Here is a 21,441-nt window from a genome sequence, read left to right as displayed (position 1 = left end):
AATTATATTAATTTTTATGTAAAAAAGTGCAAGCTAAAGAAAAAACCCACACGGCATATTCTTCCGGTGGGAAAAGCTTAACCTTATGCATTAGCGTAGTCTAAGCGCTGATTAATTCCAAAAACCTGTCTACTAGTTCGGGCTGAAACTGCCTGCCCCGCTCCTCAACCAGAATTTCCTGTACTCTGTTGTGCGGGAGGGCTGCGCGGTATGGGCGGTCAGATGTCATAGCATCGTAAGCATCCGCAAGCGCTACAATCTGAGCCAGAAAAGGAATTTGGGCAGAAGCTAATCCCTGCGGATAACCCAAGCCATCATAGCGTTCATGGTGATGACGGATAATGTCAGCCACATCCTGGTATTGTGGATCCTCTTCTTGCTCAATCATTTCCGCTCCCCAGGCAGGATGACACCTGATTAAAGAGAATTCCTCTTCTGTCAGAGCTGCCGGTTTAAGCAGGATCTCATCCGGCACTCGAATTTTGCCCAGGTCGTGCAGCATCGCTGCCGTCCTAAGCTGGGTTAACTCCTGCGACGGGAGATTAAGAACCTCTCCCAGACGCAGTGCATATTCTGCGGACTTGCCACAGTGTTGGTATGTAAGATCATCCTTACTGCGAATCTTTCCTAAGTAAATATCAAGCTGCCCGCTGTCCATGCGCGCTGTTTCCCCCTTGAAGCAAACTCTCCGAAGCAAACTCCTTTAACCAAACAGCGTTAAAACAAGGTTGTTAAGCTAATAATTCTACACTAAAGCCAAAAAACCTCCTTACTTGTACTTTAGTTTACAAGACTACTGCCCCCGTTTTAAAAAGAGCAAGGCCCTCTATTCTGAGGGCCAGTAAAAGGACTTTACAGGGGGAGCTAATTAAGTTGAGGTGGGCGGATAAGCAAAAAGGTTAATAGAGCTTGGAGATTCCGGGAGCGCACTGCCGTTTTTAGGTTTGACATACTCAGTGCTATCATTCGTGGCGGCTACATTTCCTTTTACCAGGCTGGCTTTACTCCCTAAGTGAGAAATATCTATCCCGGCATAATTAGTCAGGGCTTTGCCCTCGACCCGTACCCGCACTTCCTTAACCGTCGGGAATTGGGTTAAAGTATTGGCTAATCCGTACAAAGTTACCTCCGGTACAACTTTAGTGTACTGCTGCAGAAATTCTTTGCTCAGATCTACCGTTGCAATATTGTCTTTAATGGCTATGTCCAGAAGGGCTGTCCCCGGCGTAACCGCAGGCTGACTTCCTCCGTCCTTGGCAGCCGGCCCTTTCAGCCATTGGTTAACAGTCTCGCGCGCAATGCTCACGGTCTTAGGCAAGGTTCTTTCTTCCTTAATTAAGTATTTGCCTGAAGCATCCGCAAAATAGAGGCTTACTGTTTTACCCTCAGTACCCGAGGCTGGTGCTTCCGTTTTTCCCCCCACCCATTGCCCCAAGGTTGTCGCGGGAGCATCTCTCTTGAGCAGAGTTTCCAAAGTCCCACACCCAGCCACATAAATAATGCTCAGGCTCAAAATAACACCGGTTAGGACAGTCCTAAAAAAAACTTTTGTCTGGCGTTTGCCGTTTTTATGCATTTACTTCGCCCCCTTTATCGACTAGCCCTGCTTGTTCTAATAATTCTTATGCTTTGTCCGTAAAAATAGTACAGGTCCTACTCGAAAATCGTGGTTCGATGTTCGTGGTTCGATTGGAGTCAGGAGTCAGAAACCAGGAGTCAGTATGAGAGAATGGTTTATCGTCCGGAACTATTCTGAATTCTGCTCCGTTCGGCCGGAAGAATTTCTCTTAGGTTTGGCCGAACGGCGTAAGTCTCCACCGGAGACTTACGTTACTGAATTCTGTCTACCTGAATAATTAACTTATTATGATTGGTAAGTCATGTTTTTACAAATACACCAAGTGGGTTTTTCTGTGGTATAATTGAGAAGAATAAAATTTATGAAACTTAAAGGATTCTTTTCAGAAATGTCTAAATAATATACTGTCTCTATTAAAACTCTTAAACCCCTGGTAAGATAATGCCCAAAGTTATAATACATTCCAATCCGAGGAGAAGAAATGAGGTATGGCACTTGAAACTTCGAGCCTTGCTGGTTGACGATGAATCCCCGGCCCGCAAAGAACTTCGGTATTTACTACAGCCTTTCGAAGATATTCAGGTAGTCGGAGAGGCAGCCAATGCACTGGAAGCTTTAGAATTGATTAACAGCGTGGATTACTCTGTTATTTTTCTCGATATTGATATGCCCGGTTTGAACGGAATCGACCTGGCCGCACAATTGCGTGATAAACCGGACCCACCGGCAATTATCTTCACAACTGCACATGAAGAGTATGCTTTTCCGGCTTTTGCGGTGAACGCTTTGGACTACCTGCTCAAACCGATTCATCCTAAACGGCTGGAAGAGTCCCTAAACAAAGTGCGTCAGCTCAAAGGTGCGAACGGCACTAAAAAATCTTCGGCTGCAGCCAAAACAGACGGCACTAATGTCAAGCCTCTCGAAGTTATTCCAGTAGAGCAAAGAGGGAAAACCATTCTACTCCGCCAGGATGAAATCATTTATATCTACACCGACAAAGACAATGTCTATGTCAAGACTCAGAAAGACTCTTACCTGACGAGATTTACTTTGCGCGATTTAGAGTTAAGGCTTAACCCCAACATGTTTTTCCGTTCGCACCGTTGTTATCTGGTTAACATCCAGCGCATGCGCGAACTGATTCCGTATTTCAACGGAACCTACACCGTGGTAGTTGACGACCATGAGCGCAGCGAGATTCCGGTGAGCCGCACCCAATCCCGTAAACTCAAAGACATACTGGGGTTATAGGAGAATATCGGGGTTAGAAGAAAATTTGTAATTACTAAGGAGTCGGGAGTCAGAATGAGAGAACCGGCGAAATCCGTTTTTAAATATGCGCGAGGTTCTGTTGAAGAATGCCGTTATTACTAGATTCTAACGACTAATCTTCTATACGTTAATATTTACGAGATAAAACTTTTTTTGCAAGAGGTTAGTAAATTGCCGGAAGCGTATTCTCCGGGGTATTCTGAATTCTGACTACCTGAATATAACAGAGAATTAAGATAAGAAGAGATTCCCAGGCTTAACGCCCGAGAATCTCTTTTGCTTTTTCCCAGATCCATATCTTTACCGCTGGCGGTTTCAGGGGTACTCCCGGTTTGCCGTCTACCGGCACAGCGGTCGAATGTTCAATATCCACAAAGCAAATCGGAGGAAAGAGCACACACCACCAGTTCGCTCCCTGCCCTTGCCCGATCACCACTCTCAAAGCTTCATAGTCCCCGGCCGGCAAGACAAACGACCCATAGGATTTAGTGGGAAAGAGGAAGTGCCCGTACTCGGTATGAACCTCATAGTCATACCCGTACTCCTTTACCACTACTCCTGCCAAGCGCTCCATTTCCGGTCTTAATTCCTGGAGCAGGAGCCGGGACTCTTCCAGCGATCCAGACTTAGCAAGGCGGGGGGACAACTGGCTAAGAATCCTGTCCCTCACAGCCCATTTCAAAGCCTGATCCTCCGCACTGTCTGAGTTAGCTAACACGTGAAAGCGGATAAGGGGTTGCGCAGAATTTATTGGGGAATTCAGTTCTAAGTTTGAATTCAGTAGTTCTGAGTTTGATTGCGCAGCATTTATACTAAGCAAATAGGCAAGCATCAGGCACACCACAGCCACGATCCAATATTTTAAGGTTATTCTTTGTAACAAAATATAAACCCTCTTTCTCCCGCACAACTCTCTAACTAATCTAATTAGAGTTTTGCCGAAAGAACAGAGAATAAAACTCATTTTCCAACCTATTTGTGAAAAAACTTTCATTACGAACTTGTTTCGCTTGATAATTCAGTGGGAGACTTCTTAGGCACGTGGTTAAACTGTTTGTTATAAAATCCTGCCTTAGCCAATAAACATGCAATAGCAATAGCAAAGTGATAGCGCTAAGTTGAAAGCTTACTCTTAGTTACGAGGAGGAGTGATCCTTGCAGGATATCCTGGAAATCTTGCGTATTAGCACGATTGCGGGCCTGGCTACGACTTTGGGCAGTATCATTGTCCTCCTCCTGGGCAAACCGGAGGAACGGGTGCTCGCTACTCTCTTAGCCGGAGCAGGGGGAGTCATGCTGGCTGTGGTTGCGGTCGATTTACTGCCAATGGCCTGGGAAGTCGGACCGCCTGTTCAAGTATTATTAGGGATAGGCCTGGGACTTTTGTTCATGAAAGCCGCAGATCACCAAATTAACCGCCCTGGCAGTTCCCTGCCCCTTTCACGCCCTCAGCGCCTGAAACGCATCGGGCTCCTGGTAGCTTCGGGGATTGCTCTGCACGACCTGCCCGAGGGGATGGCAATCGCGGTCGGCCAGGAAGCCACCCCTGAACTGGGCCTGTTGATCGCTTTAGCTATTGCCCTCCATAATCTCCCGGAGGGAATGGCGACCACCACTCCCCTGCGCATGGCCAACATTCGTACCTGGAAGATATTACTCTTGAATCTTGGAATCGCCTTTTTCACCCCGCTGGGCGCTTTCCTGGGAATAGTGGGATTGCAAGCCATCCAAAACTCGCTTGCCTTTTTCCTGGCTTTTGCCGCCGGAGCCATGGCTTTTCTGGTTTATGCCGAGCTTTGGCCCCTCGCACGCGAACGCCATCCCCATTACGCCCTGCTTGGGGCTGTGATCGGATTCATCTTCTTTGCCCTCTTAAGCTTAGTACATCCGGCTTAAACTTTCCTCTTACTTCAGCACGCGGGCAGCATACGCTGCCATTTCTTCATACCCTTTATTATTAGGATAATTGACATCAGCAAACAATTCCTTAATCCCTTTACCCTCTTGGTCAAATAAAACGCTTGCGAAATCGAGGACTAAGATTTGCTCAGTCTGGGCCAAGTTAAGCATCCATTCCCTCATGTCAGTGATAGACTTTTGCACCTCCTGCTTGGAGCCCGGATAAGGAAGGGGCAAGGCTAAAACCGGAATGATATGGTTAGATTTGGCTTTTTCCACCATCCCCTTGACATTGTTCTGGTAAGTTTCCGCTTTGACTCCCTGAAGGGCATCCCCTGTACCTACGAAAATAATCACTCGGCCCGGTTTTTCTGTTAGGACATCCTGGTCAAAGCGCTCAAACAGGTTCTGAGCGGTTTGTTTTACTTGGCCCTTATTAACAACAGGAGCCTGCAGTAATTCTTCCAGGCGGCGCGGCCACGCTTGCTCCGGCCCGCCGGGATAACCGTACGTAAACGAATCCCCTAAAGCTACAATCTTGGGATTGCTGACCACGGGTGTACTATCCCCTGTACTCTCGGGTGTCCCGACAGTTGCCGGATTAGGTTTTGCTCCCCCGTTAAAAACGCCACTAAAACCGGCAATTAAAACGATCAGAGCCAGTGAAACAGCCACTTGCAACAGACGAACCTGCAAACGATAAGTGCGCATATTCCGGCCCCTCCTTTCTATATTCAGTTTCTACAACTAAGTGCTTGTTTCCTGCTCCGGATATGATAGCTTTTCACCCGGCAGCGTCCCTGAGCATACCTTAGTATAAGGTAGAAGGAATACGGCTTTTCTTCAATATAAAGGAGGTATTCGGTATATGAGCTATATTGATAAAGCACGTGAACTGGGGGAGCTTTTGGCCCAAACCCCGGAAGCGCAAGGGCTCAAGGCAGCCGAGGCAGCCATTGCCTCAGATCCCGCCGGTAACGAAGCTTTTAAGCAGTACCAGGACAAAGAACGGCAGCTTATTGCCGCGCAAATGATTAGTAAAGTTGTGCCGGAAAAAGACGCCTTAGCCCTCGTTGATCTCAAGATCCGTTTGATAAATAAACATCCTTTAATCAAGGCCTTTTTCATCCAGCAACAAAAGTATGAAAAAATGATGGCTATGGTAAACCTCGCTTTAACCACCGCTATTCATGGTATGCCCAGCGCAGACCAGCTTCCTTTACCGGAGGAACTGAAAAATATGGCCCAGCAGATCTTAAACGGCATCAGCGGTGGCAAGCAAATGCCTTCGATGGAAATTCCTCCTGACTTCAAAATGCCCCAGGGCGTAAAGATCCCTAACTTTAAACTGCCCGGACAACAGTAGGGGAAGTGGGTACAAGTTGAGGCCAAACAGCTATAACGGTCCTATCCTAATAAATGATGTTACTCATCCTGTAACTCTGCTGGCATTCTTAATCATCTTATGTCTGGGAGGATGGGTTATTGTCAAATGCTGGTTTTAGAGAAGGAGGGGGAAGTATGGCTGACATGTACTCAGTTCGTCCCCCTTTGCCGACAACTCCCTTCTCTTTTTCCGTTTTAGTGGACAGCCCCATTCGCTGCAATCTCCCGTTTAGCCCTGTCAGCGCCATGCTCTTTCCCCTGGCTAAGACTGACCTCTACTTGGGAGGGCTAATCATCGCCGGGCTCAACTTTTTAATAACTTTTCTGTTTAAGCGTTCGCTCGCTCATCCCCCCTGGCCTGCACGCCCAGTACCGGAATTATATCCTCTTACCCTGACCTTACCTGAGCTAACCCAAATAATGCAGGCAGCAGCAACCGGACAAATCCCACTTCCCCCCTCTCTGGCAAACGCCTCTTCCGCCGGTCAAGGTCGCGGCCCTGTGGGCGGGGATGAACCACTTTTCCCGGACAATCTAAGTGTCTCCCTCGTGGTTTCTGCACCCTTTGCCCCTTTTGACGGCAGCCCCGACACTTCATTTAACGTTCCGCTCTTTGAAATCCCGGGAGCACCCGGAAACCTCATCATAGCCCTGAGCTTACTATTTGCTCAATTTCTCGTTGAACGCGCAGGCGCAGGGACGCCAGGCTGCCAGCCACAAATAAGCGGGCACACTGGTTTAAGCAATTGCCCCATTAGCACCATTAGCACTCCTGAAAAGAACGGAGGAGCGCTGCATGACTTACACAATTCCCCCGCCTAGGCCGGAAGTATGGGACTACGGCTTTAGGCGCATTTCTTCCCTGTTTCATAACTCTACCGTAGGAGCAGGTTTTTTGTCTGTCGCCCTCTTTCTTCTAGTTGCCTTTTCTTCTAACATCCTGCTGGCTCAAGTAAGCTCCGCCACCCTTGGGATTACCGTAATCCTGAGTACGCTTGGGCTCATGGCCATTTTGATCCTAATTCTCGTATTAATATAGACTTGTGGTGCGTTAATACTAAGAAGAAGCTTCCCCTTGGAGGTAAGCTTCTTCTTAGTTTAGTATAGTAAATTAGAGGGCAGAACCCTGTTCTGTAAGGGATGTGGCCGCGCCCCCAAGCGGCAGCTCTACGGCCCCTTCCGGCACCGCCGGAGTTTTCGGGCTTCTTTGGAATAGCCCGGTAATCTTGCGCCAGATTGAACCTCCGGCATTCTTCACAGGGTTAATGAAAGCGGAAGGTCCTTTGGGCTCTTGTACTTTGAGAATAATCGGGCCGTTAGGTGCCTGCCCCAATTGACCATGATTTTCCACTGACACCACCACGCGCTCATAATGGTGGAGGGGGACAGAACTGCGAAACTGTGTCTGATAAACCCCGTTGCCCACAGGCCTTAAAACCCCAGCCAAAAAACCGGTTTGCCCTTTTTTATCTACCAGATAAGCTGCATAGGAAGACATGCCCTGCCCTGCAGAAAAATTAGCAGGGGGAGGCAGATTGGCTACCAGCATAAAACTATTGTCAGGGGAAATTGTAGCAATCCCGTTGCCTGTGATTCCTGGCTGAGCTCCCAGCAAAATTAATTGGCGAGGCTGGCTTGGGGCTGCGCCCGAACCACTGCCTAAGAAAGAAAATGGACCTTTGCCCCCGCCCCCATTTCCTTGATTGCCACCCCAGGCACCCGGGCCGGGCATGGCACCTTGATTATACCCCTGCGGTCCCGCCTGGGGATATCCAGCCTGGTACTGTGCATTAGGTGCTCCCTGCATTCCCGGTGGCTGTTTGGGGCCGATAAAACCCCCGCGTAAATTATTTATTTGCCCGTCCTTTTGAAAGACTCCGCTGCTTTTAAGGCCTGATCCAAGGGTATTCCTGATTGAGCCGCCCGGGGACGGTCCGGGGCCATATTGTCCTAGACCGTAGCCCTGAATATACTGACCCATCTGTCCCTGACCGTACGCTTGATTAAAATGTCCCGGACCAACCTGACCCTGTTGTCCACCGGGCGGTTGCCCAGGGAATCCCTGCGGTCCGATGGGCCCAAAATCATTGGATCCTTGTCCACCGAACTTCACCGTGCTCCCCTCCCGTCTCTTTTGCCTACACGTTGAAAGTTGCTCGCTTTTTTTATAGGGTATGTTGGAGTTGGGGAAAGCGTGTTTCAAACGAAGCATGCTTACCACGCACCAGATCGGCTCCAGACCCTTTCTTCTAGTGCAAGAGTTAGGCTGGGTTGTGCTGATCAACGATGCCACCTACCTATCTGAACTCAAGCTTTGGCTTATCGGTGTTGACGACCCTTCTACCGCCCACGATGACGTAGACCGAGCCTATTCACGCTTAAATGCTTCATCTCCCACTTCTGCCTCATCTAACTTACAGTCCTTCCGTCCCTTACGCCTGGTTCTTGCTCGATACCATATCGTTAACGGAGTTCCCCTCTATATTAACCGTGGCATCGGCAACAGCAAGCTCGCTCTCCGATTCAACGTCATCCCGGAAGTCGCAGTCTTCACCTTGTACCAAGGCCCGCAAAATGCAGTACATAGTTGAACCTAAATACTAAACGTATGGTTGCCGATTTGCTTAACGACCGGCCTGCTTTTAATCCAGGTATCAGTGGCAGTGCGCGGATTGTAATAGTAGAGTGCACCTTCGGTTGGATCCTTGCCTGCCAAGGCTTCGGCCGCCGCGCGGTAGGCTTCATCATTAGGATTAAGATGAATCTGCTTATCCGTTACCGCCGTAAAAGCACGCGGCTGATAAATTACTTCGCGGATTGTTTTTGGAAAACGGGAATCCTCAAGACGGTTTAACACGACTGCGGCCACCGCCACCTGCCCTTCAAGATCTTCCCCGCGGGCTTCAGCATAAATCACGCGGGCCAAAAGCTCGAGTTCTTCCCTGGAAATACTAACATACTGATCCCCACGTGAGCGGCTTTGTACGGTCTTGACCTGCTTCAGTGCGCTAGCTTTCTGCTCCGCCTCAAGCAAAGTATCATACGGGCTTTCCGGAAGCGCTTTATCATTGGCACCGCTTGCATTGTTCATAACTTTTGCAGCCGATTCCCGCACGACCGTTGGTGCGATTTCAAGTGTCTGCCCGGCCACTATCCAGTCCGGAGATAGCAATTTATTAAGATTCGTAATTTCCTCAACCGTAGTAAAGTATGTGCGCGCAAGCGCGGATAAAGTATCCCCACTCATCACTGTAATCCTCAGTGGTTCGTGTTCTTCTCTCTTGATGTTAGCTGCAATTGTGTTGACGACGTTTGTGTTCATTACTTTGGCGAGTTTGACCGGATTGCCGTAACTGCTTAACTGTCCCTGTACCGGAGACACCGGAGCATGCTCCAAAAACAGAACCGTGGCCCCGAACAGGAGAAGCGCTAAGAATTTCCGGCTTCGTCGGTGTGGCAAAAAAATCACCCCTTAAGGCATAGACTATTTCTAGTCTTTCCCAAGAGAGGTGATTATTATAACTAACTGCTAAAACGCCAGGGACAACTACTTGGCCGTATTTGCCACCGCCAGCGCCCCTTCTTGCATCTTTACACCGTTTAAGTCTTCAATTTCGGGATGGATCACCAGCAAATAGCTGACTCCCGGCTGGAGAGATTCCGTGGGTACAACTTTAACATCACCATCCCCTAGCGGCTCAAATTCCACAGGCACCCGCTGGCCGCTGGTACTTTCGATAAGTTCAATACTTTCAGTATTCACCGTTTTCCAGTTAATATGTCCACGAAAATGGACAGTAAACTTTTTATCAAGCGGAATGTCAGTGAGGGCGTTCAGTTCGTGATAACCTGGATAGTAAAGCGGCCAGCGCGCTTCCAACTCGTGCGCCGCAACCGTGCTCCATCCCTGAGCCCCGCCTATTTGGAGCAGACCTGGATTTTCTAATGAATCCAAAACACTCCCCCAAGCCTGCCAGTATTTTTCCGACCTTACTTGAGCGAGCGAAATGTTATAAGTTTTGGTTCCGAGCGTGTACCTTAGAAATCCGTCCGAATTTGACATGGATGTGATGAGCAGTTCCGCTACTTCTTTAGCATTTACTGCCGATTTTAAGTTAAGATCAGGGGCAACCCCGACATGATTAATCTCCTTGCCTAGAGGAGAGTAAAAGCGAGCTACTGTCATTTTTAGGACTCCGCCGTCTGAGAGCGGGAACATGCTTTGCACAGTGCCTTTGCCATAAGTCCCAGTGCCGATTAAGACTGCCTTTTGATGGTCTTTGACGGCAGCCGAGAGTATTTCCGAGGCGCTGGCGCTATTTTCATTTGTAAGAAAAAATACAGGCTGGTTTAGCGTCAAACCATGGTCTGTTGCCTGATAGGTCTCAGATTCATTGTTCCTGTACTTAATATTGACCACCGTTTCTCTGCCAATTAAGTATCCGGCCAGATCAATGGCCGCACTCAAATACCCTCCCGGGTTGTCCCGCACATCTACGATCCAACTGTCAGCGTTTTGGGCACGGAGGTAGTTTACAACTGTCCCGAAATCAGCCGCCGTCGTGCTTCCAAAAGAGTTAAGCTCAATATAGCCGATATGACCCTCCACAAGCTCTCCCTGCACAGTCGGTTCCTCGATATTCTTACGGGTCACAGTGTATTGCAAGGTGGCCGTGCCTCTTTTTACCAGCAAGTCCACCTGGCTGCCCTCCGGCCCGCGCAAGATGCTGACTGCTTCCTCCGCCGCCAGGCCTGCCAAACTACGTCCAGCTCCCTGCACTATGATATCCCCTGCTTTTAGCCCCGCGCTTTCTGCCGGAGACCCGCCAATCACAGAAAGAATCAGAACCCCTTCCGGCACAATGTCAATATGGATGCCAATTCCGGAGAAACGGTTGTCCATTGAGTTGATAAAATTCTGGTACTCCTGGGCGCTGAAGTACATGGTGTGGGGATCGCCGAGTCTCTCAAGCATCTGCTCCACCGTAGCAGCATTAAGGACTTCATCCGGCACCGGATCAACATATCCTGCCTCAAGCAGAGAGCGCACCTCTGGCAGGGAGCTGTCCACGGCTAATGACACAGCTACAGAGTTCAAGATTAAAACGATAACGAGCAAGAAGCTGAGCCCGGCTTTTCTCGCCTGCATGATGATTCCTCCAGTACTGGAAAGTTTACGGCTTCTTGGTCATACCAGAAGTCACTGGAAAGAATTCGACAGACAACTCCTTTTTCCTGTACTCACTCAGAACATAGCATAATTGTTTTTGCTTAACTGATCTCTATTCCTGTCTTCAGAATTTCTTCAACGATTCCCATCGGATTTTCATAATCCTCCATTGTAAAAGCGAGAGGCTGGAGGTCTGCATCATAGTCCATAGCTTGCGTAAATAAGAATCTAAAACCTTCAATTTCATCCATCTTCCTGAAATGGTTCGAGAAGATCGCGATGTCAATATCACTATCACTGTCGAAAGTTCCTTTGGCATAGGATCCAAACAAAATTACTTTCTCAACAGGTATCTGACTACTAATTTTTGTTACATAATCTTGAATAACTTGCTTTATTGGACTAGGGAGCGCAGCCATAGAAATACCTCCTCTGTCTTTTCCAGAACCTGTTCGGCTATGTCTTTATCGATTTTAGCGGATAGTTTCTTTTTGTAGGAAGGATATCTTCCCAATGCTCATATTTTTCCCTTTGCTCCATAAAAAAAGCCTCCTTCAGGGAAACAATCTTCCATAGACTGATTATACCATTTTGTGGATAATATACATCTCTTTTTTAACTCTCGTTTTTTCCTTACCCCTAACAACTTAGCACCGATACCAAAATTTTAATAAAAATCAGAGCCCCCTGCCTTTTGATGGCATGAGGCCCTAAGGGAGTTTCGGAGGATACGGCTTTCTGTCTTACCAATGGCAAAGGGAGCATAAGACCGCGCATGTCCTTGGGCATCAGCGTATTGGCTTGCATTTCCCAAGCAAATCTGGGAAACTAGAGATACTAAAATAGTTCCCGTAGTATAAATATAGCATAAAGATAACGAGAGGTGGACACATGCGCGCTCAAATCCTAAAATCAGCGACCGCACAAATTATAAAATACGGGCTGCGGGGCTTTACCCTCGATGACATTACCGCTGAACTGAGCATCAGCAAGAAGACTCTCTATAAATACTTTGAATCCAAAAACGAGCTTATCAGTGAGATCATCGAAGGTGCCGTGAGCGTGGAGAAAGAACGGGCCACGGAAGAAATGAGCAAGTATGACAACTGGTTTGATAAGCTTAAGGCTTTACTCTCTGTCTATTCATACAATGCCATTCCCTACCGTGTTCTCGACGAACTGAACCGTTACTTTCCGCAAGAAAGAACAAAGATTGAAAGCATCGGGGAATACCAGGAGCAAATTGCGCTCTCGCTCTTGGAAGAAGGAATCGTTAAAGGGGATATCGCTCCTGATGTAAGCCCTTCGGTCGTAACGCTGGCCTTCAAAAAGATCTTTCTCACCCCTACGGATCAAAAAATTCTGGATAAATATGACATCACGGTGAATCGGCTCATGGATCAGATGAAACAGCTCTTGCTCTACGGCATCTTAAAGAGAAATTAGAATTACCCGGGAAACTTAGCGTATCTCAATCAACTTGGTGCATCTGAAAGGAGTCAGGAAAACGTGAGTATATTTCCACTATTTGGGGTGAAGTCCCCCGCTGACAGGCCCGCCTCTTCTTTCCTCCCGGCCCTTCTGCTTTTAGCCTTACTCCTGTCTACCGCCGGCTGCAGCACGCAGGCACAAACGGATAGCACTACTGAAACTGGCAAATTAAAACCCGTTACAGTATTGGCACTTAAAGACCAGAGCCTTCCAGTGGAACTCAAGTACACAGGTATTATCGGCTCAGGGGAAGTAAGAAAACTAAGCTTCAAAGTCCCGGGCAAACTCGCCCAAGTTTATGTTCACAAGGGCGACCACGTAACTTCAGGGCAGAAACTGGCTGAACTTAGTAAAACTGACCTAAGCTTTGCTCTGCAAGCATCGGAAATCAACGTTGAGAAGGCAGCACTAGCATATAACGAAGCCAAAAATAGCTATGCGAGTCTCGAACAACTCTACGCCGCCGGAGGCCTGGCAAAAAACGATTTGGATAAAGCTAAGCTTGACCTGGATGTCAAAGAGGCCACCTACCGCCAGGCTCAGATAGATTCTCAGGCAAAAAAGAGTGCACTAAATGACACCGAGCTCTACTCCAATTTAGACGGCTATGTTGTGGATGTTCTAAATAAAGAAGGTGAGATTCTGGCCGCCGGGTATCCGCTAATTGTGCTGCGTCAAGGGCAACAGGTCGTTAACGTCGGCTTGTCCCAGGCCGATGTGAAAAAAGTTCAACCCGGTGCCGCGGCAACGGTTCTGGTCGGCAATTCCAAGGCCGCCGGAAAAGTAAAAACCGTGGATCAGGTTCCCGATTCGGAAAGCCGGAGCTATAATGCGGAGATCACTCTGAGTGAGGAACTGCCTGCCCCGGCGTACCAAATCGGTGCCACTGTAAAAGTCTCCATCGCTATCGGCGAAGAAAAAGGATGGTGGATTCCGATCGCCGACGTCATGAATGACGGGGAGGATTACGTTTTTGTGATCGAAAACGGTCGAGCCACCAAGAAAAACATCCGACTCCTCAACAACCAAGGGTTCAATGTGAGCGTTGAAGGGCTAAAATCCGGGGATATCCTGGTGACTTCCGGCATGAAAGAACTGAAAGAAGGCTCACCGGTAAGCGTCAAAGACAACAACCCGGTTGATCCTGCCGCCGGTGCAAGCCAATGAGCAAGAGCGAAAACAGTCTCACGGCCAAAGTCATCAAGAACAGGCGCTTTACCCTTTTCTTTACCCTGCTCGCGGTCCTCCTCGGTTCCTACAGTTATTACCTCATCCCCAAACAGGAAAGCCCGGATGTCACCCCTCCGTTTGCGGTGATCACCTCCATCTACCCGGGTGCGGCCCCGGAAGACGTTGAAAAACTCGTTACCCGGGTCATTGAGGACAAAGCTGCTAAAGTCCCCGACTACAAAACGTCCTACTCCTATTCGAAAAACAGCATTGCCGTGGTCGTCCTGGAGTTAAACACGCAAGCAAACATCGAGAAATCCTGGACTGACTTAAGACGGTTTATGAGCGATGCCCAACGCGACCTGCCCGCTGAAAGTGGCACAATCCAGGTTGATACGGATTTGGCGGACACCGCAGGTATGATCATCAGCCTCTCGGGAAACGGTTATTCTTACGAGCAGCTGGCTGCTTTCGCTGATGATTTTAAAAAGGAACTTTCCACCATCAACGGTGTCTCCCACTTCAACACCGACGGAGTTCAGAAAAAACAGGCCTTAGTTGAACTGCGCACCTCCGAGCTGAACCAGTACGCTTTATCCCCGGAAGATGTGATGAATGCCCTCAAGATTCAAAACCTAGCCATCCCTTCCGGCTCCCTCAGCGACGGCCAAATCAAAATAAACGTAAACATTCCGGGAGTATTCACCTCACTGAACGATATTCAAAATACGGTCATCGGCGGCTCCCGCCAAACCGGTGCCCTGGTACGCCTTAAGGACATCGCAGACGTACGCTGGGAATTGGCCGATTCAAGCTACCGCGTCAAACAGAACGGACAAAATGCCATCCTTCTCAGCGGGTATTTTGAACCGAACAAAAACATCGTCCTCATCGGAAAATCCGTACGCGCCAAGCTTGATAGCTTGAAGACCTCCTTACCCCCCGGGCTTACAATGGACGAGGTGATCTACCAGCCCCAAGATGTCAGCCGCAGCGTCTCAACTTTCTTTGAAAACCTCCTTGAAGGGATTGCCCTGGTCCTGGTCGTCGTCTTTTTCGGGATGGGCCTTAAAAACGCTATTGTAGCCTCGACCGCGGTGCCCCTGTCCATCTTGATAACCTTTAGTGCCATGTACTTGCTTAAAATAAGAGTACATGAAGTTTCTATAGCCGGGCTCATTATTGCCTTAGGCATGCTCGTCGATGACGCCATTGTGATCATCGATTCCATCCAAGTCTACATGGATGAGGGCAGAGAGAAGCTCGAATCGTGCATAAAAGGAACGAAACGGGCCATCGCCCCTATGTTTGCCGCGACGATCACAACCGCCGTGGCCTTTGCCCCCATGCTCTTCGTGCCAGGGCCGTCCGGAGAGTTTCTGCAAAGCCTGCCCCAGGTCGTGATTCTCTCGGTCGCCGCCTCTTTCCTAGTCGCTCTCCTCGTCACTCCCGTTTTATCCTATATCTTTTTTGAGGGTCTTAAACAGGGCAACGCGGGGAAACACGCCCCAGTGCGCCGCTTTTATGACAGTTTTTTACGCCTGGGCATGAAACATAAAGCCCTGACCCTGATCCTTACAGTTCTTACCTTTGCGGCCGTGCTTTACCTCGGCACCAATCTCAAGGTCATGTTTTTTCCCACCGTCGACAAAAACATTCTGTACGTTGACCTAACCGCTGACAGTGCAGCCAATTTAGAAGCCACTGAGCGCGCGTCCCAGCAGGTAGAAAAACTCCTCTCCGAGCAAAAAGAAGTCCTGTCTTACACGACCGCCATCGGGGGCGGCTTGCCCAAGTTCTACATCACCCTGCCCAAATCCACCCCTTCCCAGGACTTCGCCCAAATCATGTTTAAAGTTGACCTCAATAAGGGGGGACGCTTCAAAAGCAACCCCGAGCTTGCCGCCTATCTCCAGGATCTCCTGAACCAAAACCTAGTCGGCGGGAAAGCGCACGTCCAACTCTTGCAGAAAGCCATGCCCGGCAGTCCCTTAGCCATCCGCATCGCCGGCGACAACCAGGAGCAAATGGCTCAAGCGGTGGCCCTCGTACGCACGGAACTGTCAGGAATACCCGGAACGATCAATGTGGACGATGATTTGGATACCGCCAAATATGAGTTTAAAGTCGATATCGACCGCGACCAAGCCTCCGGCTTAGGCGTCACCAACTATGACATCCAACGCCAGGTGAACATCGCCTTAAAAGGAGCGGAAGCCTCGGTCCTGCGCAAAGCAGGGAATGAATACTCTATATTAGTCAAAAGCGACATTCATACCCCGGAGGAGCTCGCAAACCTGGCCATCAAATCCTCCATCACCGGCAAAAAAGTTCTACTCAAAGATTTTTCCCACATCAGCCTCAGCCCACAAATCCCAACGATCCGCAAATATGACCGGGTACGCACGCTCACCGTCTCAAGTGAAGTCAAGCCCGGCTACAGCGCCGTCAGCATTGAAAAAGTGCTCAAGGAAAAACTGGCCGCACAGAAAGCCGTCCTTGAGGGAGTTACGCTATCTTACGAAGGAGAGACAAAAAACATCAAGGATAACTTCGGCAGTCTGGGTGTCTCTGCCCTCCTGACCTTGTTCGCAATCTATGTCATCCTCATGATTCAATTCAAGTCTTTCCTCCAACCCTTCATCATCTTCCTCACCATTCCCCTTTCCCTCATCGGCGTGGTCCCCGGTCTCTTCCTCTTCCGCCAACCCCTTTCCTTCACTGCTTTGGTCGGAGTCGTCAGTTTAATGGGAGTGGTCATCAAAAACGCTATTTTGCTGATCGAGTTTATCAATGAGGCCCGGGCCGAGGGCATGTCCGTCCGAGATGCATGCTTTGACGCCGTCAGTAAACGCTACCGCCCGATTTTTTTGAGCGCCATGACCACAGTAATTGGGCTCGCTCCCCTCGCTTTCTCAGGCAGCGAATTGTTTGTACCCATGTCGGTGGCAATCATGAGCGGCTTGACCGTCTCAACGCTCTTAACCCTCGTGATCATCCCGGTGGTATATAACCTGCTCCATCGCGAAGGCCACGGCATGGCCCAAACAAAATCCCTGTTCCGGCCTCTTGGCTAATTTGACACAATCCGTTACAATAGAGGTTAAGACAAGTGCATGATTTGCGAACAGGTTCCTTTCTTGCGCCCACGCGTAGAAAGGTGAAAAGGGAAGTCCGGTGCAAAACCGGCGCGGTCCCGCCACTGTAACTTGGAAGCATCCACACGCACGCCACTGTCTGAGGATGGGAAGGCGTGGAATGCTAGGCCATGAGCCAGGAGACCTGCCTGCTCGCAGAAAGGGCTTAAATCCTTCGAGGCAAAGGATATTAGGCGCTTACAGGCGTTGCAGATAAACGCCCGCAAGCCGCAACAGCATGAAAATCCTTTTATCCTCAAGGATAAAAGGATTTTTTAGTTGTTTAATTTGCCATATACCGTCAAAGTCTTAAATGGCATTAAGTCTTTAATGATATCAAACGAGAAGGTAATTTTACGTCTTAAGAACAGAGGGAGGAAAAGAAATTGTCAACTAACAAAACCTTCAGAAAAAACTCAGTATCAATACTATTTATTCTGTCCTTAATCTTGACGCTTGCTCTGGCCGGTTGCGGCACGGCTCCCCAAAAAACGACTCCTGAGAAAAACGCAGGCACGGGCACTGCCTCGGCCCAGCAAACAACGTATCCCTTTACATTGAAAGATGATTCAGGCACGGAAGTCACAATCCCGGCTGAGCCTAAGCGGATTGTCTCCTTTGTTCCAAGCTCCACGGAGACCCTTTTTGCTCTGGGCTTGGAAGGAAAAGTTGTGGCCGTCACCAAGTATGATGATTACCCGCAAGGAGTACAGCAGAAAGTTGAATATGTCTTTGAAGACAGCCTCCACCCCAATACCGAGCAAATCCTTAAATTAAACCCGGATTTGATTATTCTGGGGATGCATGACGAGAAAACGATCACGGCCATCCGCAACTTAAAGATTCCGGTCGCTGTTTTCAATCCGCAAAGCCTGGACTCAACTTACCAGACTATTGAAAAGCTCGGCCAAGTCACTAATAAGCCGGAGGAGGCCAAGAAAATCGTCTCGGCTATGAAAGAGAAAGAACAGAATATCGCTCAGAAAGTGGCAACAGTGAAGGAAGCCGACCGCTTAAACGTTTTTGTCGAAGTGGACCCCAACCTCTTTACACCCGGAGCGGGCACCTTCCTTGATCAAATAGTCACCAAGGCCGGTGGAGTTAATATCGCCCACGATGTCACCGGTTGGGCTCAGTACAGCAGTGAGCAAGTCATCGCCAAAAACCCGCAGGTAATCTTTGACACCTACAGCTACTATCAGAAAAACGCCAAAGAGGGGATCCTTTCCCGCCAAGGCTGGAAAAATATCGAAGCTGTGAAAAACCAGCGCGTAATCGACCTTGACAGCGACATGGTCACCCGCCCCGGTCCCCGCATCACAGACGGCCTGGAGTCAATCGCCAAAGCGTTGTACCCGGATCTTTTCAAGTAGAAGGGGTCTGTGGACTGACCCCTTCATTATCCGACGAGATTCGACGAGATTCGATAAAATATCTTAATAAGTCTTAGGAAGGTTCGGACATGAGAGCTAAATTTCCGTTAAAAAAGCTAAGCTTAACAGGGGGGCTTATCTTCCTGCTTCTTTTTTCCATCGTCTTAAGCGCTATGATCGGCTCGGTCAAGCTCCCGTTCGGGCTTTCCCTGCGTATCTTGTTCTCGCACCTACCTTTTCTGGACCTTACTCCCACCTGGACGATCGCCCAACACTCGATTGTGTGGGAGTTGCGTCTGCCGCGCATTTTTCTGGCCCTGGTGGTGGGAAGCATGCTGTCCTCTGCGGGGGTAGCGTTTCAGGGAATCCTGCGCAACCCCCTGGCTGACCCTTACATCCTGGGAGTGTCTGTCGGAGCCGCCTTCGGCGCGGCCACTTCCATCGTCTTCTTTACCCACGCCTCTGGCTGGGGGCAGTTTGCGCTCCCCCTCTTTTCCTTTGCAGGGGGACTCCTTTCCCTGGGGTTTGTCCTGGCTTTAGCCCAGCACCAGGGACAGCGCGAACGCGAAACCTTGATCTTAGCCGGAGTCGTTACACAGGCCTTGATTGGAGCTTTCCTCTCATTCCTGATCGCAATCTCCGGCCAGCAAATGGACCTCATCGTCTTCTGGATGATGGGCTCCCTCGCCAACCGCTCCTGGACGGATGTCTGGATTCTCTTGCCTTATTTTGTCCTTGGCTTCCTCTACCTCTCCCTGCAGGTACGCGACCTCAACATTATCGCCTTAGGGGAAAATGCCGCCACTTATTTGGGCATGGATGTCGAGAAAAAGAAAATCAGAATCCTGGTCGTAGGCTCCCTCCTTACCGCGGCCGCCGTTTCCGTGGTCGGTATTATCGGCTTTGTCGGTCTGATCATCCCGCACCTTATGCGCCTAATCGCAGGGCCGGACCACCGCATACTTTTGCCTTTATCCACGCTCGCCGGAGCGGTATTTTTGCTCTGGTCCGACACGTTGGCCCGCACCCTGCTGCCTTCGCGTGAAATCCCAATCGGGGTTATCACCGCTTTCGTGGGCGCACCGTTCTTTGCCTACTTGCTTAAAAAGGCTTGAGGAGGAAAACCGCATGAAGCTCTTCGAAGTGATTAAGGCCGGCCATGATTTTGGAGGTGCCCCGGTGCTAGCGGATGTAAGCTTTGAGATTGAAGCAGGGGAGTCTTTTGGGATTATCGGCCCTAACGGCAGCGGCAAATCCACTTTGATCAAAGCCATGACCGCGTTGCTCTCTTTGCACGAAGGGGAAGTGCGCTACCGCGGACAATCCTTAAAGTCCCTGCCTAAGAAAGAACTGGCGCGCCAAATCGCTGTCCTGGAACAGGAAGGCATTCCTGCTCTATCCTTTTCAGTTGAGGAAATTGTGGCTATGGGCCGCTACCCGTGGCTTAAGCCGTTCTCTGATTTAAGCCCGCGGGATAAAGAAATTGTGCAAGAGGTGCTTGATTCCCTGGGGCTATGGGAAATTCGCACCCAATTAGTGAGCACCTTGAGCGGCGGGCAGCGCCAGCTCGTGTCCCTCGCCCGTGCCATGGCTCAGCAGCCCCGGGTCCTAATTCTCGATGAGCCCACAACCTATCTGGACATCGGGCATCAGACTCTGGTCATGGAACATGTGCGCAAGTGGCATGCCGAACAGGGAATAACCGTGATTGTGGTACTGCATGACCTGAATCTCGCCGCTCAGTACTGCACTAAACTTTTACTCCTGGAAGAAGGACATGTCCATAGTTGCGGCCTGGTTAACGATGTACTGAAAGAAAACATCATCTCCAAGGTCTATGACACCGAACTCATCATGATCGAACACCCTGTCCTCAGGGTACCCCAGTTTTTACTGACAAGTAAGTAAGTGAAATTGATAAAATGAGCTAAACTTCCGCAAAGATTATAATCCCCGAACAGAAGAAAAAACTGCCCTTGGAACTTCTAGCTCAATGCGTTATTCTCAAATAAACCGATTGGGAGAAATAAATGGCAGTTAATACGCACAAGACTGAAATGCCGTCTCTTCATGTCAAAGCCTACGCATTTCTTACCCTTGCAGCCTTCCTTTACGCCGGCAATGTTATCGTAGGCCGCCTAGTATCTTTTCAGATTCCCCCAGGAGCTTTAGCTGTCATACGTTCAGCCCTGGGGTTAATAGTTTTGGCACCTATAGCTCGATACCAGCTTGTGTACGGACCCAAACCCGACAAGCGAGACCTCCTGCGCTTGGTAATTATGGGTTTTTGGGGGATTGCCGTGGCTTACTTGCTTTTCCTAGTGGGAATTCAATACAGCCCTGCCAATAATGCTGCGATTATCATTGCCACAAACCCCGCAGTGACCAACCTTTTACTTGCCATTGGCTGGCATATAAAGCCCACTAAAGGCCGTATTTTGGGGATAGCAACTTCATTTTTGGGTTTGCTCCTGGTATTTAGCCAGGGGTCTTTAATGCATTTGCTGGCCTTGAGGCTCAGCCCCAGTGACCTGCTTCTGCTCTCCAATGTCGCATCCGTCGCCTTATTCAATATTCTCGGCCAAAATATAATGGCTAAATTCTCCCCGCTCGTGACGACTGTTTATACTCTATTTTTTGGAACAATCTTTTTAATTCCATACGGCGTTTGGGATGCAGTTCACGGCGTTTGGCACTTATCTTGGCAAATGTGGGCAAGCACCTTGTACATGGGCGTAGTCGTTACCGGTTTCGCGATTTTCGTTAACTTTATAGGAATTAGCATGATCGGAAGCAGCAAGGCGGCAATCTTCAGCAACCTAAACCCGATCTTTACGATTCTGCTTAGCGTAATGATACTTAATGAACAACTCATGCCTTATCATTGGTTAGGCATGCTCTTAGTATTAGGCGGGATTACCCTCTCCGTCTCAAACAAAGACCAAAAAAAGCCGGGATAAT

The 21,441-nt window shown here is 49.2% G+C and carries 20 protein-coding genes and 1 riboswitch; of the genes, 12 read left to right on the top strand and 8 right to left on the bottom strand.

Features of this window, described 5'->3' with window-relative positions:
• Positions 1-100: 100 nt before the first annotated feature.
• Positions 101-658 carry an HD-GYP domain-containing protein gene (locus ACYQ2N_RS13365; protein ID WP_459999755.1) on the bottom strand — a complete coding sequence of 186 codons (558 nt, stop codon included), beginning with the start codon at positions 656-658 and terminating at the stop codon, positions 101-103.
• A gap of 210 nt (positions 659-868) precedes the next feature.
• The gene (locus tag ACYQ2N_RS13360) at positions 869-1,576 is read right to left on the bottom strand and encodes a GerMN domain-containing protein (protein ID WP_459999754.1); all 708 of its coding nucleotides are present in this window, start codon (positions 1,574-1,576) and stop codon (positions 869-871) included.
• Positions 1,577-2,074: 498 nt separating this feature from the next.
• Here ACYQ2N_RS13360 and ACYQ2N_RS13355 point away from each other — a divergent pair, with 498 nt between their 5' ends.
• Positions 2,075-2,833, top strand: coding sequence for a LytR/AlgR family response regulator transcription factor (locus ACYQ2N_RS13355; protein WP_459999753.1), 759 nt, complete (start codon positions 2,075-2,077; stop codon positions 2,831-2,833).
• 277 nt (positions 2,834-3,110) lie between these two features.
• Here ACYQ2N_RS13355 and spoIIR read toward each other — a convergent pair whose 3' ends face one another.
• Positions 3,111-3,686 carry a stage II sporulation protein R gene (gene spoIIR / locus ACYQ2N_RS13350; protein ID WP_460000539.1) on the bottom strand — a complete coding sequence of 192 codons (576 nt, stop codon included), beginning with the start codon at positions 3,684-3,686 and terminating at the stop codon, positions 3,111-3,113.
• Positions 3,687-4,009: 323 nt separating this feature from the next.
• Here spoIIR and ACYQ2N_RS13345 point away from each other — a divergent pair, with 323 nt between their 5' ends.
• Positions 4,010-4,750, top strand: coding sequence for a ZIP family metal transporter (locus ACYQ2N_RS13345; protein ID WP_459999752.1), 741 nt, complete (start codon positions 4,010-4,012; stop codon positions 4,748-4,750).
• Positions 4,751-4,759: 9 nt separating this feature from the next.
• Here the strand turns inward: ACYQ2N_RS13345 and ACYQ2N_RS13340 are convergent, their stop codons facing one another.
• On the bottom strand, positions 4,760-5,464 hold the full coding sequence (locus ACYQ2N_RS13340) for a GDSL-type esterase/lipase family protein (RefSeq protein ID WP_459999751.1): 705 nt from the start codon (positions 5,462-5,464) through the stop codon (positions 4,760-4,762).
• A gap of 157 nt (positions 5,465-5,621) precedes the next feature.
• Here ACYQ2N_RS13340 and ACYQ2N_RS13335 point away from each other — a divergent pair, with 157 nt between their 5' ends.
• The 3 genes from ACYQ2N_RS13335 (at position 5,622) to ACYQ2N_RS13325 (ending at position 7,178) form a co-directional block, all read left to right on the top strand.
• Complete coding sequence (locus ACYQ2N_RS13335; protein ID WP_459999750.1) at positions 5,622-6,119, top strand: YlbF/YmcA family competence regulator; 498 nt, start codon at positions 5,622-5,624, stop codon at positions 6,117-6,119.
• A gap of 155 nt (positions 6,120-6,274) precedes the next feature.
• Positions 6,275-6,961, top strand: coding sequence for a hypothetical protein (locus ACYQ2N_RS13330; RefSeq protein ID WP_459999749.1), 687 nt, complete (start codon positions 6,275-6,277; stop codon positions 6,959-6,961).
• Complete coding sequence (locus ACYQ2N_RS13325; RefSeq protein WP_459999748.1) at positions 6,936-7,178, top strand: hypothetical protein; 243 nt, start codon at positions 6,936-6,938, stop codon at positions 7,176-7,178. The genes ACYQ2N_RS13330 and ACYQ2N_RS13325 overlap by 26 nt, the downstream gene beginning before the upstream one ends.
• A 72-nt stretch (positions 7,179-7,250) precedes the next feature.
• On the opposite strand, the gene ACYQ2N_RS13320 is transcribed toward ACYQ2N_RS13325, so the two are convergent.
• The 4 genes from ACYQ2N_RS13320 to ACYQ2N_RS13305 form a co-directional block, all read right to left on the bottom strand.
• Complete coding sequence (locus ACYQ2N_RS13320) at positions 7,251-8,252, bottom strand: hypothetical protein (protein ID WP_459999747.1); 1,002 nt, start codon at positions 8,250-8,252, stop codon at positions 7,251-7,253.
• 480 nt (positions 8,253-8,732) lie between these two features.
• A complete protein-coding gene (locus tag ACYQ2N_RS13315; protein ID WP_459999746.1) occupies positions 8,733-9,599 on the bottom strand; it encodes a cell wall hydrolase in 867 nt (288 codons plus the stop codon).
• 87 nt (positions 9,600-9,686) lie between these two features.
• Positions 9,687-11,288 carry a S41 family peptidase gene (locus tag ACYQ2N_RS13310; protein ID WP_459999745.1) on the bottom strand — a complete coding sequence of 534 codons (1,602 nt, stop codon included), beginning with the start codon at positions 11,286-11,288 and terminating at the stop codon, positions 9,687-9,689.
• A 122-nt stretch (positions 11,289-11,410) separates the two neighbouring features.
• Positions 11,411-11,728, bottom strand: a complete 318-nt coding sequence (locus ACYQ2N_RS13305; RefSeq protein ID WP_459999744.1) for a nucleotidyltransferase domain-containing protein — start codon at positions 11,726-11,728, stop codon at positions 11,411-11,413.
• Positions 11,729-12,200: 472 nt separating this feature from the next.
• On the opposite strand from ACYQ2N_RS13305, the gene ACYQ2N_RS13300 reads away from it, so the two are divergent.
• The 7 genes from ACYQ2N_RS13300 to ACYQ2N_RS13270 all read left to right on the top strand — a co-directional run bounded on the left by ACYQ2N_RS13300 (position 12,201) and on the right by ACYQ2N_RS13270 (position 21,440).
• Entirely contained in the window at positions 12,201-12,755 is a 555-nt protein-coding gene (locus ACYQ2N_RS13300) for a TetR/AcrR family transcriptional regulator (RefSeq protein WP_459999743.1), read from the top strand.
• A 63-nt stretch (positions 12,756-12,818) separates the two neighbouring features.
• Positions 12,819-13,967 (top strand): efflux RND transporter periplasmic adaptor subunit, encoded by a 1,149-nt coding sequence (locus ACYQ2N_RS13295; RefSeq protein WP_459999742.1) that lies wholly within the window; start codon positions 12,819-12,821, stop codon positions 13,965-13,967.
• Complete coding sequence (locus tag ACYQ2N_RS13290) at positions 13,964-17,047, top strand: efflux RND transporter permease subunit (RefSeq protein WP_459999741.1); 3,084 nt, start codon at positions 13,964-13,966, stop codon at positions 17,045-17,047. The genes ACYQ2N_RS13295 and ACYQ2N_RS13290 overlap by 4 nt, the downstream gene beginning before the upstream one ends.
• Before the next feature lie 35 nt (positions 17,048-17,082).
• Positions 17,083-17,274: riboswitch (cobalamin riboswitch) on the top strand.
• Between the two features lie 219 nt (positions 17,275-17,493).
• Positions 17,494-18,480 (top strand): ABC transporter substrate-binding protein, encoded by a 987-nt coding sequence (locus tag ACYQ2N_RS13285; protein ID WP_459999740.1) that lies wholly within the window; start codon positions 17,494-17,496, stop codon positions 18,478-18,480.
• Between the two features lie 89 nt (positions 18,481-18,569).
• Positions 18,570-19,595, top strand: a complete 1,026-nt coding sequence (locus tag ACYQ2N_RS13280; RefSeq protein ID WP_459999739.1) for a FecCD family ABC transporter permease — start codon at positions 18,570-18,572, stop codon at positions 19,593-19,595.
• A 13-nt stretch (positions 19,596-19,608) separates the two neighbouring features.
• Complete coding sequence (locus ACYQ2N_RS13275; protein ID WP_459999738.1) at positions 19,609-20,388, top strand: ABC transporter ATP-binding protein; 780 nt, start codon at positions 19,609-19,611, stop codon at positions 20,386-20,388.
• A gap of 122 nt (positions 20,389-20,510) precedes the next feature.
• On the top strand, positions 20,511-21,440 hold the full coding sequence (locus ACYQ2N_RS13270; RefSeq protein ID WP_459999737.1) for a DMT family transporter: 930 nt from the start codon (positions 20,511-20,513) through the stop codon (positions 21,438-21,440).
• The last annotated feature ends 1 nt before the right edge of the window (position 21,441 follow it).

This window comes from Paradesulfitobacterium aromaticivorans (assembly GCF_054657415.1).
The sequence above is the reverse complement of the archived record's forward strand: the minus strand, read 5'-3'. Positions and strand labels throughout refer to the sequence as shown.